Raw genomic sequence first — 13,888 nt, 5'->3', positions numbered from 1 at the left:
GAATGAACCGCTACCTGTTCATCGCCAAACGATTGGCGCTGGCGATACCGCTCCTCTTCGGCATCGTGCTCCTGGTCTTCCTCATTCTCAAGGTCACCCCGGGCGATCCGGCCCGGCTGATCGTGGGCCTACGCGCCTCCGAGGCCGAGCTGCAGCTCGTGCGCGACCAGCTCGGCCTCGACGATCCGGCGATCGTGCAGTACTTCCGCTACATCGGTGACGTGCTCACCGGAAACCTCGGCTACTCGTTCAAGTCGAACGAGGCAGTGACGAGCATCATCGCCGAACGCCTCCCAGTCACGATCTGGCTCCTGGGCTTCGGCGCACTGCTCTCGCTCGCGATCTCGGTGCCGCTGGCGATCACCTCGGCGCGACGCCCCGACCGCGCGTTCGACCACGCCACGCGCGGGTTCGGGCTGGTCGCGCTCGCCATGCCATCATTCTGGGTCGGCATCATCCTGATCCTCACGATCGCGCTGCCGACGGGTTGGTTCCCGGTCGGCGGCTTCGGCGAGACACCCACGGAGCATCTGCGCTCGATCGTGCTGCCAGCGCTCACGCTCGCACTCTCCATCGCGCCGCTGCAGGTGCGGAGCCTGCGGGCGAGCATCATCGCGGTGCTCGGCGCCGAGTACGTGACCACTGCCAGGTCGCTGGGTGTCGGCCACGGCCGGATCATGTCGAAGTTCGTCCTGCGGAACGCGGCACCGCCCACCGTCTCCATCCTCGCTCTCAACATCGGGTACCTGCTGTTCGGGGCGGTCGTGATCGAGACGACGTTCGCCCTCCCCGGGATCGGCCAGGGCATCGTGCTCGCTGCCCGCCAGCGCGACATCCCCTCGATCCAGGGGTACACCCTGCTGTTCGCCATCGTCGTTGTCCTCGTGTTCCTGATTGCCGACATCATCACGTCGATCGCCGATCCACGCCTGGAGGTGGAGTCATGAGTGTGGAATCCACCGCGGCCATCGCGGCCGCAGCAACTCCGAGCCACGCGATCGCCGGCGTCGAGCGGGTTCGGATGCCGCGTCGCGTCTGGGTCGGAGCGCTGATCGTCGCCGCGTACGTGCTCGTTGCCGTGTTCGCGCCTCTCATCGCACCGTACGACCCGCTCGAGCAGGACATCGTGAACGCGCTGGCGTCGCCGAGCTGGGCGCACTGGCTGGGCACTGATGAGCTCGGCCGTGATGTGCTCTCCCGGCTGATCTTCGCGTCGCGCGTCGACCTGCTGGTCGGGTTCCTCGGCGCCGCGCTCCCCGCGATCCTCGGCACCGTGCTCGGGGCGGTAGCCGGCTTCCGTGGCGGCTGGGTCGACGGCGTGATCATGCGCATCTCCGACGTCGTGCAGGCCTTCCCCACGTACATCCTGATCATCGCGCTCGTGTTCGTGCTCGGCCCTGGGGTGACCTCGATCCTGGTCGCCTTCACCTTGATCGCCTGGGTCGCCTACGCACGCCTCATCCGCACCGAAGTGCTCCGTGTGCGGAGCCTCGACTACGTCGCCGCGGCGCGTGCATCGGGGCTGCGGCCGGGACGCATCCTCTGGCGCCACGTGTTCCCGAACTCGGTCGGACAGACCTTGGTGTACCTGCCATCCGACATCGTCGGCGCGACGCTCGGCCTTGCCGCGCTGTCGTTCCTCGGACTCGGCATCCAAGCCCCCACCCCGGAGTGGGGTGCGATGATCGCGGCCGGCCAACCGTACATCCGTGAGCAGTGGTGGCTCTCGACCGTGCCCGGGCTGGTCGTCGTCGGCTTCGGGCTGGGTCTCAGCCTCATCGGAGAGGGAATCGAAGAATGGACGAGGAAATGAGCCGGACCGTGCTGAGCGTCGACGACCTCCACGTGCAGCTCACCCTCGGCGGCCGCACGCTGAGCCCCGTCGACGGCGTATCCTTCCACGTCGCGGCCGGCGAGTCGCTGGGCATCGTCGGCGAGTCCGGTTCGGGCAAGAGCCTCTCGCTCCGCGCGGTCCTCGGCCTCCTGCCCTCTGGCGGCGAGTCCGACGGGTCGATCCGATTCGCATTCGAGCGCGGCGAGATCAGCGGCGATGTCGAACAGGTGCGCGGCCACGGAGTGGCGATGGTCTTCCAGGAGCCGATGACCGCACTGAACCCGACCATGCGGGCCGGCGACCTCATCGCTGAGGCAGTCCGCGTTCGCAGCGGGCTGTCGCGCCGTGCCGCGAAGGCACGGGTCATCGAACTGATGGCGAGCGTCGGCATCCCCGACCCCGCACGGCGAGCCCGAATGTGGCCGCACGAGCTCTCCGGCGGCTTGCGGCAGCGTGTCATGATCGCCGCCGCGCTCGCGACCGAGCCCGAGCTGCTGCTCTGCGACGAACCCACCACCGCGCTCGACGTGACGATCCAGGACCAGATCCTCGGCCTGCTTCGGCGCCTCCGGGAGGAACGCGGTATGTCGATGGTCTTCGTCTCGCACGATCTCGCGGTCGTCGCGGAGGTGTGCGACAGAGTCGCCGTGATGTACGCCGGACGGATCGTCGAGACCGGCCCGGTGGACGAGGTGCTCCGTTCGCCGCGGCATCCGTACACCGCAGCGCTGCTCGCGTCGGCCCCGTCCTTCCAGGGTGGTGGGGGAGCGCTGGCGACGATCCCGGGCTCCCCGCCCGATCCACGGGAGTTCCCGAGCGGCTGCCGGTTCGCTGCGCGGTGCGCGTTCGCACGGGATGACTGCCGTCAGGCGCCTTACACGCTTGCCGGCGACGAACACCGTGCCACGGCGTGTATCCACCCCGAGGTACTGATGGAGGCGAGCGCATGAGCCCGATCATCGACGCCCGCGGGCTCACCGTGAGCTATCGCGTCGGGTCCGCATCGCTGGCGCGCCTGCGCCGCCGACCCGACCCGGTCGTGCATGCCATCGACGAAATCGACCTCGTCGTCGAACGCGGCGCATCGGTTGGCATCGTGGGTGAATCCGGCTGCGGCAAGTCGACGCTGGCCAAGGCGCTCGTGGGGCTGGCCCCGCTGTCCGCCGGCACGTTCGCGCTCGATGGCGAGCAACTGGGCACGCGCCGCACGCCGCAGCAGACGCGTCGCATCCAGATGGTCTTCCAGGATCCGAGCGCATCCCTCAACCCTTCGATGACGATCGGACAGACGCTGCGCGAACTGCTCCGAGTGCACGACATGGTGCCGGCCGAGCAGGTGCACCAGCGCGCCGGGGAGCTCCTCGAGCTCGTCGAACTGCCGGTCTCGCTCCTGAACGCCTACCCGCGCCGGCTCTCGGGCGGGCAGCGACAGCGCGTGGGCATCGCCCGTGCCCTCGCGCTGGAACCCGAGGTCCTGGTCGCCGACGAGTCGGTCGCGGCGCTCGACGTCTCCGTGCAGGCCGCGATCCTCAACCTGCTCCAGAAGCTCAGGACGGAGCTCGGGCTCACCCTGCTGTTCATCTCGCACGACCTCGCCGTGGTGCGCCACATCAGCGACCGCGTCGTCGTGATGTACCTCGGCAAGGTCGTCGAAGACCGGCTGACCGAAGACCTGTTCCGAGACCCGCGCCATCCCTACACGGCGGCGCTGCTCGCCTCTGCACCGCGAATGGGCGTCGAGCGGCGATCGGGCGACACGGCGCTGGGCAGTGAGCCGGGCAGCTTGCACAGCATCCCGTCGGGATGCCGCTTCCATCCGCGGTGCCCGATCGCGCAGGACCTCTGCCGCGAGACCGAGCCGGCGCTGCTCGGCCCGACCGCGGCACAGCATGCGGCCTGCCACTTCGCCTGGACGAACCGGCCGGACGAGAGCGCGCATCGAGGTGGGGGAGAACCAGATCAGGGCCGGCTGGTTAGGATGGTGACGCGATGAGCGGAAGGACGACGGGAGTGACAGGGCGGCGCGCGAAGGGCAAGGCACGCGAAGAGCTCGTCATGGATGCCGCCGCCAAGGCGATCGCCGAGCTCGGGCTCGCGAACGTTCGGGTCTCCGACATCGCCGAACGCGCCGGGATGACCCCGGGCCACGTCACCTACTACTTCCCCTCGAAGACCGAACTCCTCATGCTGTCCATCCGGCAGAGCGAGGAAGCGCTCGTCGAACAGGTCGAGGCCGAGCTCGACGGCATCGCCGACCCGTGGACGAGGCTCGAGCGGCTCATCGATCTCTCGGCGTCGAACGGGCGCGGCGACCCTGGCTGGATCCTCTGGTTCCAGGTCTGGTCGGATGCCGCCACCGACGACACCGTCGCCGAGGTGCACAACGAACTCGACGACCGCTGGCGGCAGATCCTCATCAGCGTGCTCGAGTACGGCCGTGAGCGCGGCGACTTCGCGTTCGACGACCTGGACGTGATCGCCGAACTCATCTCCGCCACGATCGACGGACTCTCGATCCAGCTCACTGTCGGAGCGCCGCACCTCGATCGCGATCGCATGCTGGAGATGTGCGCCCGGGCGAGTGCGGCACTCCTGGCCGCGCCGGCGCCCATCGACGCGGCCTGACCCGGCCCGGTCCGACCCGAGTCTGCCTGATCCGACGCCCTGCGACCCGCGCAGCGGCGTGCTTCAGCATGCCCGCAGCACGGTTGTTCCCGGCGGAGAACCGCGCTTGCAATAAAATTGGTTGTCATCCAAAATGGGCGAGAACGCCACGTACCAATGGAGGTCCCTCGTGACTGAGACGATGCCCACCCCGGCCGAGGCCGGCTTCTCGATGCCGGCCGAATGGTCGCCGCACGCCGCCTGCGTCATGGTCTGGCCGGCGCGCCGCGAGCTGTGGCAGGACCGCTTCGAGGAGGCCAAGCGGGACTACGCGGCGGTGGCGCGGGCGATCGCCGCCTTCGAGCCGGTCGTGATGCTGTGCAACCCCGGCCTCGCCGCCGAGGTCGTCGACCTCTGCGGCACCGGCGTCGAACCGCTCGAAGTGCCGGTCGACGACTCCTGGGCGCGCGACAGCGGCCCGGCCTTCGTCACGAACGACAACGGCGACGTCGCCGCCGTCAAGTTCGGCTTCAACGCCTGGGGCAACCGCTGGCATCCGCACGACCAGGATGCCCTCATCCCCGACCGCCTCGCCGCGCACTTCGGCGTGCCGCTCTTCCGTGCGCCGTTCGTGCTCGAAGGCGGCGCGTTCTTCGTCGACGGCGAGGGCTCCCTCATCACGACCGAGCAGTGCCTGCTCAACCCGAACCGCAACCCGCACCTGACGAAGGCTGAGATCGAACAGGGCCTCAGGGACTACCTCGGCGTCTCAACCATCACCTGGTTGCCGTACGGGCACAGCCTGGACGTCGGCCCCGCGGGCACCGACGGGCACATCGATGGCGTCGCGCAATACATCGCGCCGGGGCGGGTTCTGCTCGAGGTGCCGTCCGATCGCGCGTCATCCGAGTACGAGCGCGCTCGCGCCAACCTCGCCCGGCTGCAGGAGACCCCTGACGCGGCGGGCCGCTCCCTCGACATCGACTTCCTCGACCCGCACCTCGACGCCGAGGTCTCCTACGCGAACCACTACCTCGCCAACGGCGCCGTGATCGTCCCGATCGGCGACAACGGCCACGACGCCGACGTGCTCGACTTCCTCGGCGGGGTCTACCCCGACCGGACGATCGTCGGTGTCCCCGGCGCAACCATCGCCTTCGGCGGCGGCGGCCCGCACTGCATCACCCAGCAGGTTCCCGCGGGAGTCGTCGCCGGAAAGTAGCCCGCTCGGCACGGCGCGAGGCATCCCCGTCGCGCCGTGTCCTGCATCCGGTCCGTGCCACCGCTTTCGCAGGAAGCCCCCGATTCCGCGCCGCACTGAAGCGTCGCGGTCAACCCGAAAGGAACCGCCATGACCGAGGCACGAGCTCCCGAGCCGCTGATCTCGCCCACCACCGCCACCGCGCAGGTCACCCGAGGCCGCTTCAAGCGCGTCCTCGGCGTGCCCTCGCTGGTGCTGTTCGGGCTCGTCTACATGGTTCCGCTGACCGTGTTCACGACCTATGGCATCGTCACCGAGCTCACCGGCGGCCGGGTGCCGATGGCGTACGCGATCACCCTCGTCGCGATGGTGTTCACGGCGCGTTCGTACGCACGGATGTCGGTGGCGTACCCCTACGCGGGCTCGGCGTACGTGTACACGCAGCGCAGCTTCGGCGGCGGAGTCGGGTTCCTCGCGGGCTGGGCCCTGTTGCTCGATTACCTGTTCCTGCCGATGATCAACTACCTGCTCATCGGCATCTATCTCGAGGCGGCGTTCCCTGCCGTGCCGGCATGGGTGTTCATCCTCGCCTCGATCGCGGTCGTCACCGTGCTGAACGTCGTGGGCATCGTCTCGGTGACGCGCACGAACTTCGTGATCATCGCCGTGCAGGCCGTGTTCATCGCCCTCTTCCTCGTGCTCGGCCTCGTCTCGCTCTCGGGACAGACCATGGACCCGTTGGCGCCGTTCACCGGCGACGGCAGCGTCGAGGGCTTCGGGGTGCTGTTCGCGGGCGCCGCGGTGCTCTGCCTGTCGTTCCTCGGCTTCGACTCGGTGTCGACCCTGGCGGAGGAGGCGAAGGAGCCGACCCGCACCGTGCCGCGCGCCGTCATGATCACCACCGTCACGGCCGGCCTTGCATTCACCGGACTGTCCTATCTCGCCCAGCTCGTGTTCCCGTCGAACGCGTTCACCTCGGTCGACGCCGCCGCGCTCGATGTCGTGCAGGCCGCGGGCGGCCAGCTGCTCGCGGTGCTGTTCACCGCCGGGTACATCGCCGGCTCGCTCGGCTCTGCGCTCACCTCGCAGGCGTCGGTTTCGCGCATCCTCTTCGCGATGGGCCGCGACGGCGTGCTCCCGCGCCGGGTGTTCGGCCGGCTCTCCGAACGGTTCGGCACGCCGGTGATCGCCATCTCGATCGTGTCGGCGATCTCGCTGCTCGCGATCGTGTTCAACCTCACTCTCCTCGCCGAGATGATCAGCTTCGGCGCGCTCATCGCGTTCTCGGCGGTGAACCTCTCGGTCGTCAAGCACTACTTCCTCGATCGCAAGGAGCGCACGGGCGGAGCGATGCTGAACAACCTCGTGCTGCCGCTGATCGGTTTCGCACTCACCGTGTGGCTCTGGACGAGTCTCTCGCCGCGCACCTTCCTCGTCGGCCTGTCGTGGCTCGCGGTCGGCGTCGTGATCCTCGCGATCGTCACCCGCGGGTTCCGCCGGCCGACGCCGATGCTCGACCTGAAGGAGTGATCTGAGGTGATGATGGGCGGATGCCACGGCCGCGCGCCGTGGCATCCGCCACCTCGGTGTCGGGGCGCCGGGAACCCGCGCTCCACGAGCCGGCGATCACTCCGGCCGGTGCGCCCGTCGGCTTGGGAAGGTCACTCGCACCTCGAGACCACCTTCCGCACGCGGGCTGAGTCGCAACGCGGCCCCGTGGCGATCGACGATCGCCGCGACGATCGAGAGGCCGAGGCCGAGGCCGCGGCCCGCCGTCGACGCCCGACTCGTGCGACCCGCGCCCCGGACGAACGGGTCGGCGAGCCGCTCGACGAGGTCGGCGGGAACCGCGTCTCCGTCATTGATGACCTCGAGGGTCGTGGGTCCGCCGCCGCCCGACCGGATGCTCACGTGCACATGACCTCCAGGCGCGTTGTGACGGATTGCGTTCTGGAGGAGGTTCAGAGCGAGTTGGCGGAGGAGGGAGCGGTCGCCGTCGACGGTCGCTGGCACGAGCCGGGATTCGATGGAGACCCCGGAGTGCTTCGCCTCTGCGGTGACCTCGCCGACGGCCTCGGCAAGAAGGTCTGAGAGCTCGACGGGTTCCCTCCGGGCGGCGACGGATTCGATCTCGGAGAGGTCGAGGAGCGCTTCGACGGTGTCGACGCTGCGTTCGTTCGCGGTGCGCAGGCGCGTGAGCAGTGGCCGTTCGGCCTCGGTGGCCGAGGCGAGCGCGACGTCGAGCATCGCCCGGGTCGTGGCGAGGGGAGTGCGCAGCTCATGCGAGGCGTTCGCCGCGAATCGGCGGTACGAATCGAATGAGCGTTCAAGCTCGCCGAGCATCTCGTCGAAGGTTTCGGCGAGGTCGGTGATCTCATCGCGCGGGCCGGCCAAGGCGATGCGGTGATCGAACTGCCCGCGTGCGGCCCGGCGGGCCGCCGCGCCGACGTACTGCAACGGGCGGAGCATCCGCCCGGCCACGAGCCACCCCGCCCAGATGCCGCCGACTGCGAGCAGCACCAGGACCACCCCCGAGACGATCAGGAGGAGCGTCTGCACCTCACTGCGCGTACTCACGACGAGCGCCTCGGTGGTCTCCGCGGGGACGGCAGGGCCGGGAACGAACTCGCCTTCGCCGACGGCCGGCGTCGCCGGGTCGGCAGGAAGCGCCGGGGAGAGCGGAGCCGCGAACTCGTACGTGGTGAGGAGTCCCAGAAACACGAAGACGATCGTGAGCATGATCAGCCCGGCGACGGTGAGCAGTGTCGCATAGGTCAGGGCGAGGCGCATCCGCACGGTGAGCCGATAGCGGTGCGGGGCCGCGAGACCGCGGCCGCCCGCCTCACTCGTCGACCGCATAGCCGACCCCTGGGACGGTACGGATCACCCACGGCTCGCCGAGCTTGCGGCGGAGCGTCGAGATGGTGACCTTCACGGTGTTCGTGAACGGGTTCGCGTTCTCATCCCACGCCTTCTCGAGCAGCGTCTCAGCGCTCACGACGCCGCCGTCCGCGCGGAGCAGGACCTCGAGCACCGCGAACTCCTTGCGGCTGAGCGCGACGTGCCGCCCGTCGCGGAAGACCTCCCGGCGGAACGGATCGAGGGTGAGACCGGCTCGTTCCAGCTGCGGTGGAAGTGCGGTGAATCGGCGCCGACCCAGGGCGCGCAGCCGCGCGGTGAGTTCGGGGAACTCGAACGGCTTCGCGAGGTAGTCGTCGGCGCCGAGCTCGAAGCCTCCCACCTTGTCGTGCAATCGTCTGGCCGCCGTGAGCATGAGGATCGCTGGACGGGCGTCGCGGCTCGCGAGAATGCGGCACACCTCGTCGCCGTGGGTGCCGGGGATGTCGCGGTCGAGCACGATCGCGTCGTACTCGTTCACGTCGACGGCGAGGAGCGCCGCGTCGCCGTCGCCGACGACGTCGGCGGCGATCGCCTCCAGGGCGAGTCCGGCGCGGATGGCCTCGGCGAGGTAGGCCTCGTCTTCCACGATGAGCACGCGCATCCGCGCTCCCCTCTCTCGGTGACGGCCATTCAAGCATCCGCCCGGTAAAGGAATCGTCAGAGCCGTGCTTTACCGCCTCGTAACCGCCGATCGCCTGAACTGGTCATCGCTCCATCACTGGGGACGTACCGAAAGGACCGATCATGACCACCATCCGTACCAGGCGTCGCGGCTTCGCAGCCGCCCTCCTCGCCGCCGTCGCCGTGACCGTGGCTCTCGCCGGGTGCTCGGCCACGACCCCCGGCGCAGGTGCCGGTGCCGAGACCGGATCCAGCGCCGGGGCCGGCGGCGAACTCAAGAGCAGTGACGCCGACGCGATGTTTGCGGAGTGGAACGACAAGTTCCAGGACTGCATGAAGGACAAGGGCTTCGACCTCTCGAGCGGCGTGCTGGAAGCCGACGATGCCGATGCGCTGAATGAGGCCGCGAACGCGTGCTACGAGAAGGTCGGCGAGCCGCCGGCCGACCCCGACGTGCCGTCGAACGAGGAGATCAACGAGCAGATGCTCGCGTTCGCGAAGTGCATGCGGGAGGCCGGCTACGACTACCCCGACCCGAAGATCGACCCGAACGGCGGCGTCGCGATGAGCCCGGCGATGCCGGCCGATTGGGACACGGCCGACATCGATCGGTGCAGCAAGGAGGCCGGCATGGGCGAGGCCGGCGTCGGCGTCGCCGGCTCGATCGGCGGGGAGGCGTGATGATGGAGACGCGAAGGCCGGACTCCGCCGAACTCGAGCGTGGGGTGAGCGAGTCGCCCCCGCCGGGTCGGTCGCGTCGCAAGCCCATCCTGATGGGCGCGGCGGCGGTCGCCGCGATCGGGGTGGTGGCGGCCATCGGGTACCTCACCTGGCCGACGGCGGCAGCCGAGGATCGGAAGGAAGTGAACGTCGAGAGCGCCGACGTCGTACGCGGGGATCTCACCGAACTGGTGCGCGCCAGCGGCAAGCTGGGCTTCGGCGACCCGCGCGATCTCGGCACGAATCTCGCCGGCACGATCACCGGTCTGCCTGGGGTGGGCAGCGTGGTCGGCGTCGGCGGTGAGCTGTTCCGGGTCGACGACCGGCCCGTGGTGCTATTCCGGGGCGAGCTGCCGATGTGGCGGTCTTTCGAGAGCGGCATGGAGGACGGGGCGGATGTGTTCCAGCTCGAACGCAACCTCAAGGATCTGGGCTTCTTCGACCGCGAACCCGACCAGGAGTTCGCGGAGAGCACTGCCTGGGCGATCGAGGAATGGCAGGAGTCTCTCGGCCTCGACGATTCCGGCTCGATCGAGCTCGGCCGCATCGTCTTCTCGCCGACCGACGTGCGTGTCGCGCAGCACAAGATCGCTGTGGGCTCGGCAGCCGGCGCGGGAGTGCTCGGCGTCTCGGGTACGAGCAAGGAGATCGGCGTCTCCGTGGATCCCAACCTCGGTGCCATCGCAACGGCCGGGTCCGAGGTGATCGTGGTGCTGCCGAACGGCGCAGAGGCGAAGGGCAAGGTCGCCGGCGTCGGCACGCCGGTTGAACAGGATGACCCGACGAGCGGTGAGAAGAAGCTCAAACTGCCGCTGACGATCACCCTGGACGACCTCGCGGTCGCCGACGGTCTGGACAACGTCAGTGTCAGCGTCATCGTCACCCGTGTGAGGGCCGAGGACGCCCTTCAGGTGCCAGTACTCGCCCTGCTCGCCCGGCCCGGCGGCGGATTCGCCGTGGAGGTCGTGAACGGGAAGCAGACCAAGATGGTCGACGTCGAGCTCGGCGCGTTCGCCGACGGCATGGTCGAGGTGACCGGCGGCGATCTCGAGGAGGGCGACAGGGTGGTGGTGGGCGAATGACCGAGCCGATCATCGAACTGCACGGGGTGACCCGCAGCTACGGGAGCCCTCCGACCGTGGCGCTCGCCGGGGTCGACCTCCGGGTCGAACGAGGCGAGATGCTCGCGATCGTCGGGCCCAGCGGCTCGGGCAAGTCCACGATGCTGAACCTCATGGGCACGCTCGACCGAGCGAGCTCCGGAGACATCCGTATCGCCGGCGAAGACACCACGACGCTCACGGATGCCGAACTCTCGGGACTCCGGGCGTACACCATCGGATTCGTGTTCCAGCAGTTCCACCTCGCCGACGGCGTCACCGCGGTCGAGAACGTCGCGACCGGACTGCTCTACACCGGGGTGCCGCTCGCCGAACGACGGCGACGCGCGGCCGTCGCCCTCGAACGTGTCGGGCTCGGGCATCGGCTGGGGCATCGCCCGAGCGAACTGTCGGGCGGGGAGCGGCAGCGCGTGGCCATCGCCCGCGCCGTCGTCGGCGAGCCGCCGCTGCTGCTCGCCGACGAACCGACCGGGAGCCTCGACACGCGCTCCGGCGCGGCCGTCGTCGAGATCCTCCACGAGCTCAACCGGTCCGGCACGACCGTCGTCGTCATCACCCACGACGTCGAGCTGGCCGCGCGTCTCCCGCGCCGGGTCTCGATCCGCGACGGACGCATCGAACTCGACCAGCACGACCGAACGCTGGAGGTGGCATGATGCCGGCGACCGAACGACGATCACGACTGCGATTCGGTGACCTCCTCGGCCTCGGCAGCCACGGGTTGAAAGCCCATCCGATGCGGGCTGCGCTCTCCGCGCTCGGCATCGCGATCGGCATCGCCGCGATGATCGCGGTCATCGGCATCTCGACCTCGAGCGAGGCCCTCGTCCGCGAGAAGCTCGCGTCACTCGGCACGAACATGCTGACCGCGTCCGCGGGTACCGACTTCTTCGGCGAGGACGCGAAGCTCCCGCCCGACGCGGTGGAACGAGTGCGCCGCATCGACGGCGTCGAGACCGCGAGCTGGATCGCGACACTCGACAAGGTGAACGTCTACCGCAACGCCGCCGTCGACCCCGGTGCGACCGGCGGACTCACCGTCGTCGTCGGCGAGAACGCGCTTCTCGACGCCACGAGCTCGAAACTCATCCGCGGCTCCCGGCTGAACGCGGCCACCGAACGCTATCCCGCCGTGGTCCTCGGCGAGCGCGCCGCGCAGAAGCTCGGCATCCGCGATGTCGGCTCGAGCGTGTGGATCGGCGGGAACCAGTTCACTGTCGTCGGGATACTCGATCGCTCGCCGCTCGCACCTGAACTCGACTCGGCCGCCATCATCGGGCCGGACATCGCGATGGAACTCTTCGACTTCGACGGCTCGCCGACCACGATCTACGAGCGCTCCGACGATGCGCTCGTCGCCGACGTCCGCGACCTGCTCCCGGGCGCCATCAACCCGGAATCGCCCAACGAGGTGAAGGTGAGCCGTCCATCCGACGCGCTCGCGGCCAAGAACACCGTGGACCAGGCGTTCACGGGACTGCTTGTCGGGGTCGGCTCCATCGCACTGCTCGTCGGCGGCATCGGCGTGGCCAACACCATGGTGATCTCGGTCCTCGAACGCCGTCGGGAGATCGGCATGCGCCGCTCGCTCGGAGCCACCCGCCGGCACATCCGCTCGCAGTTCCTCGTCGAGGCGATGCTGCTCGCCGCCTACGGCGGACTCGTCGGAACGGTGATCGGTTGGCTCATCACAGCCCTCGTCGCACGCGCCAACGGCTGGATCGTCGCCATCCCGCCGCTGGTGCTCGTGGCAGGCGTGGTCGTCACGGTCGTCGTCGGAGCGGTGGCCGGGGTGCTCCCCGCCATCCGGGCGGCACGCACCTCGCCGACCACGGCCCTCTCGGGGTGACGATCCGATCCGCCATCAACGCCGGCACGCCCCGCCATCGGGCATCCGTCTGTTGCGGCGCAGGAGGCGCTGGGACGGTCTCAGCCGTATCGCTCGACGAGCGCGTTGCCGATCGAGGCCAGATGGTCGCGCACACCTGGGGGGCCGGTCACCTCGACCCATTCGCCGAGCCCGGCGAGCTCGCCGGCGAGCATGTACTCGTCGTGGCCGCGGATCACGACCTCGATGCGGCCGTCGGTCGTCGAGCCACCCACCTCGAGCCGACCGCCGAATGCGATCCGGAGCACGCTGATCCCATGGGGAACGCACACCGCCTGTGCCTCGAGGGGAGTTCGCCTGCGGTCGACCTCGTCGGCGATCTCGCGCCAGCTCTCGGCGAGGTCGAAGCCCTCGGGGCGGTGCACGGGATCGTCCGTCGGGTCGACGGATGACACGCGGTCGATCCGGAAGGTCCGCCGCCCGGCCTCGGTGTCGGAGACGAGGTACCATGACGGTCCCTTGGCGACGATGCCCAGCGGGTGGACGGTTCTCTCGGTCTCGGCGCCGGTGCGGTCGACGTAGCCGAGCCGCACCTGGACGCCGCGGATCACCGCGTCCTGGAGTTCGTCGAGGAAGCGAGGCGGTCGCTGCTCGACCCGACTCGACCCCCACCGTTCCGGGTCCATGACCAACGACGACGCTGCGGCTTCGGCCTGCGCCCGGAAGGGCTCGGGCAGGGCGCGGACGAGCTTGCGCAGCGCGGCTCTCACGGCCGGCGTCGCGGCCGAGGCCGGGCCGGCGACCAGGAACAGGGCGCGGGCCTCACCCGCGGTCAACCCGGACAGGTCGGTGCGGGCGCCGCCCAGGAGGCGCCAGCCGCCGCCTCGGCCCTGCACGGAGTACACGGGCACCCCGCCCATCGCCAGGGCATCGAGGTCGCGGCGGGCGGTGCGCTCGGAGACCTCCAGCTCTCGAGCGACCTCAGCTGCGGTCACCTGTTCGCGCCGCTGCAGCATGAGCAGGATGGCCACCAGTCGGTCGGTTCGCACGGACAACAT

The 13,888-nt window shown here is 69.5% G+C and carries 14 protein-coding genes; 11 read left to right on the top strand and 3 right to left on the bottom strand.

Annotated features, from left to right (window positions below; translation table 11 throughout):
- Positions 1-2: 2 nt before the first annotated feature.
- From LQ757_RS09590 to LQ757_RS09560, 7 genes are all read left to right on the top strand, one after another.
- Entirely contained in the window at positions 3-947 is a 945-nt protein-coding gene (locus tag LQ757_RS09590; RefSeq protein ID WP_231046983.1) for an ABC transporter permease, read from the top strand.
- Entirely contained in the window at positions 944-1,813 is an 870-nt protein-coding gene (locus LQ757_RS09585; protein WP_231046982.1) for an ABC transporter permease, read from the top strand. The genes LQ757_RS09590 and LQ757_RS09585 overlap by 4 nt, the downstream gene beginning before the upstream one ends.
- Entirely contained in the window at positions 1,810-2,784 is a 975-nt protein-coding gene (locus LQ757_RS09580) for an ABC transporter ATP-binding protein (protein ID WP_231046981.1), read from the top strand. Before LQ757_RS09585 ends, LQ757_RS09580 begins: the two co-directional genes overlap by 4 nt.
- Positions 2,781-3,827 carry an oligopeptide/dipeptide ABC transporter ATP-binding protein gene (locus LQ757_RS09575; protein ID WP_231046980.1) on the top strand — a complete coding sequence of 349 codons (1,047 nt, stop codon included), beginning with the start codon at positions 2,781-2,783 and terminating at the stop codon, positions 3,825-3,827. Before LQ757_RS09580 ends, LQ757_RS09575 begins: the two co-directional genes overlap by 4 nt.
- Positions 3,824-4,459 (top strand): TetR/AcrR family transcriptional regulator, encoded by a 636-nt coding sequence (locus tag LQ757_RS09570; protein WP_231046979.1) that lies wholly within the window; start codon positions 3,824-3,826, stop codon positions 4,457-4,459. Before LQ757_RS09575 ends, LQ757_RS09570 begins: the two co-directional genes overlap by 4 nt.
- A 169-nt stretch (positions 4,460-4,628) precedes the next feature.
- The gene (locus tag LQ757_RS09565) at positions 4,629-5,660 is read left to right on the top strand and encodes an agmatine deiminase family protein (protein WP_231046978.1); all 1,032 of its coding nucleotides are present in this window, start codon (positions 4,629-4,631) and stop codon (positions 5,658-5,660) included.
- Positions 5,661-5,789: 129 nt separating this feature from the next.
- Positions 5,790-7,169: an APC family permease gene (locus LQ757_RS09560; protein WP_231046977.1), complete on the top strand. Its 1,380-nt coding sequence runs from the start codon at positions 5,790-5,792 to the stop codon at positions 7,167-7,169.
- A 96-nt stretch (positions 7,170-7,265) separates the two neighbouring features.
- Here the strand turns inward: LQ757_RS09560 and LQ757_RS09555 are convergent, their stop codons facing one another.
- Complete coding sequence (locus tag LQ757_RS09555) at positions 7,266-8,498, bottom strand: sensor histidine kinase (protein WP_231046976.1); 1,233 nt, start codon at positions 8,496-8,498, stop codon at positions 7,266-7,268.
- On the bottom strand, positions 8,482-9,141 hold the full coding sequence (locus LQ757_RS09550) for a response regulator transcription factor (protein ID WP_231046975.1): 660 nt from the start codon (positions 9,139-9,141) through the stop codon (positions 8,482-8,484). Before LQ757_RS09550 ends, LQ757_RS09555 begins: the two co-directional genes overlap by 17 nt.
- Positions 9,142-9,284: 143 nt before the next feature.
- Here LQ757_RS09550 and LQ757_RS09545 point away from each other — a divergent pair, with 143 nt between their 5' ends.
- Genes LQ757_RS09545 through LQ757_RS09530 form a run of 4 tightly spaced genes read left to right on the top strand, consistent with a single transcriptional unit; the run spans position 9,285 to position 12,851 of the window.
- On the top strand, positions 9,285-9,842 hold the full coding sequence (locus tag LQ757_RS09545; RefSeq protein WP_231046974.1) for a hypothetical protein: 558 nt from the start codon (positions 9,285-9,287) through the stop codon (positions 9,840-9,842).
- Between the two features lie 44 nt (positions 9,843-9,886).
- Positions 9,887-10,963, top strand: coding sequence for a peptidoglycan-binding protein (locus tag LQ757_RS09540; protein WP_231046973.1), 1,077 nt, complete (start codon positions 9,887-9,889; stop codon positions 10,961-10,963).
- Positions 10,960-11,658 carry an ABC transporter ATP-binding protein gene (locus tag LQ757_RS09535; RefSeq protein WP_231046972.1) on the top strand — a complete coding sequence of 233 codons (699 nt, stop codon included), beginning with the start codon at positions 10,960-10,962 and terminating at the stop codon, positions 11,656-11,658. Before LQ757_RS09540 ends, LQ757_RS09535 begins: the two co-directional genes overlap by 4 nt.
- Positions 11,655-12,851, top strand: a complete 1,197-nt coding sequence (locus tag LQ757_RS09530; protein WP_231046971.1) for an ABC transporter permease — start codon at positions 11,655-11,657, stop codon at positions 12,849-12,851. The genes LQ757_RS09535 and LQ757_RS09530 overlap by 4 nt, the downstream gene beginning before the upstream one ends.
- A gap of 80 nt (positions 12,852-12,931) precedes the next feature.
- On the opposite strand, the gene LQ757_RS09525 is transcribed toward LQ757_RS09530, so the two are convergent.
- Positions 12,932-13,888 carry a helix-turn-helix transcriptional regulator gene (locus tag LQ757_RS09525; protein ID WP_231046970.1) on the bottom strand — a complete coding sequence of 319 codons (957 nt, stop codon included), beginning with the start codon at positions 13,886-13,888 and terminating at the stop codon, positions 12,932-12,934.

Source organism: Agromyces cavernae, assembly GCF_021044935.1.
Lineage (GTDB): Bacteria > Actinomycetota > Actinomycetes > Actinomycetales > Microbacteriaceae > Agromyces > Agromyces cavernae.
Note: the sequence above shows the minus strand (reverse complement) of the source record. Positions and strands in the feature narration are given on the sequence as shown.

Excerpts from the sequence above, each read along its gene's own strand:
- LQ757_RS09590 (WP_231046983.1), top strand. The coding sequence starts at position 3 with ATGAACCGCTACCTGTTCATCGCCAAACGATTGGCGCTGGCGATACCG.
- LQ757_RS09585 (WP_231046982.1), top strand. The coding sequence starts at position 944 with ATGAGTGTGGAATCCACCGCGGCCATCGCGGCCGCAGCAACTCCGAGC.
- LQ757_RS09580 (WP_231046981.1), top strand. The coding sequence starts at position 1,810 with ATGAGCCGGACCGTGCTGAGCGTCGACGACCTCCACGTGCAGCTCACC.
- LQ757_RS09575 (WP_231046980.1), top strand. The coding sequence starts at position 2,781 with ATGAGCCCGATCATCGACGCCCGCGGGCTCACCGTGAGCTATCGCGTC.
- LQ757_RS09570 (WP_231046979.1), top strand. The coding sequence starts at position 3,824 with ATGAGCGGAAGGACGACGGGAGTGACAGGGCGGCGCGCGAAGGGCAAG.
- LQ757_RS09560 (WP_231046977.1), top strand. The coding sequence starts at position 5,790 with ATGACCGAGGCACGAGCTCCCGAGCCGCTGATCTCGCCCACCACCGCC.
- LQ757_RS09555 (WP_231046976.1), bottom strand. The coding sequence starts at position 8,498 with ATGCGGTCGACGAGTGAGGCGGGCGGCCGCGGTCTCGCGGCCCCGCAC.
- LQ757_RS09550 (WP_231046975.1), bottom strand. The coding sequence starts at position 9,141 with ATGCGCGTGCTCATCGTGGAAGACGAGGCCTACCTCGCCGAGGCCATC.
- LQ757_RS09545 (WP_231046974.1), top strand. The coding sequence starts at position 9,285 with ATGACCACCATCCGTACCAGGCGTCGCGGCTTCGCAGCCGCCCTCCTC.
- LQ757_RS09535 (WP_231046972.1), top strand. The coding sequence starts at position 10,960 with ATGACCGAGCCGATCATCGAACTGCACGGGGTGACCCGCAGCTACGGG.
- LQ757_RS09530 (WP_231046971.1), top strand. The coding sequence starts at position 11,655 with ATGATGCCGGCGACCGAACGACGATCACGACTGCGATTCGGTGACCTC.
- LQ757_RS09525 (WP_231046970.1), bottom strand. The coding sequence starts at position 13,888 with ATGTTGTCCGTGCGAACCGACCGACTGGTGGCCATCCTGCTCATGCTG.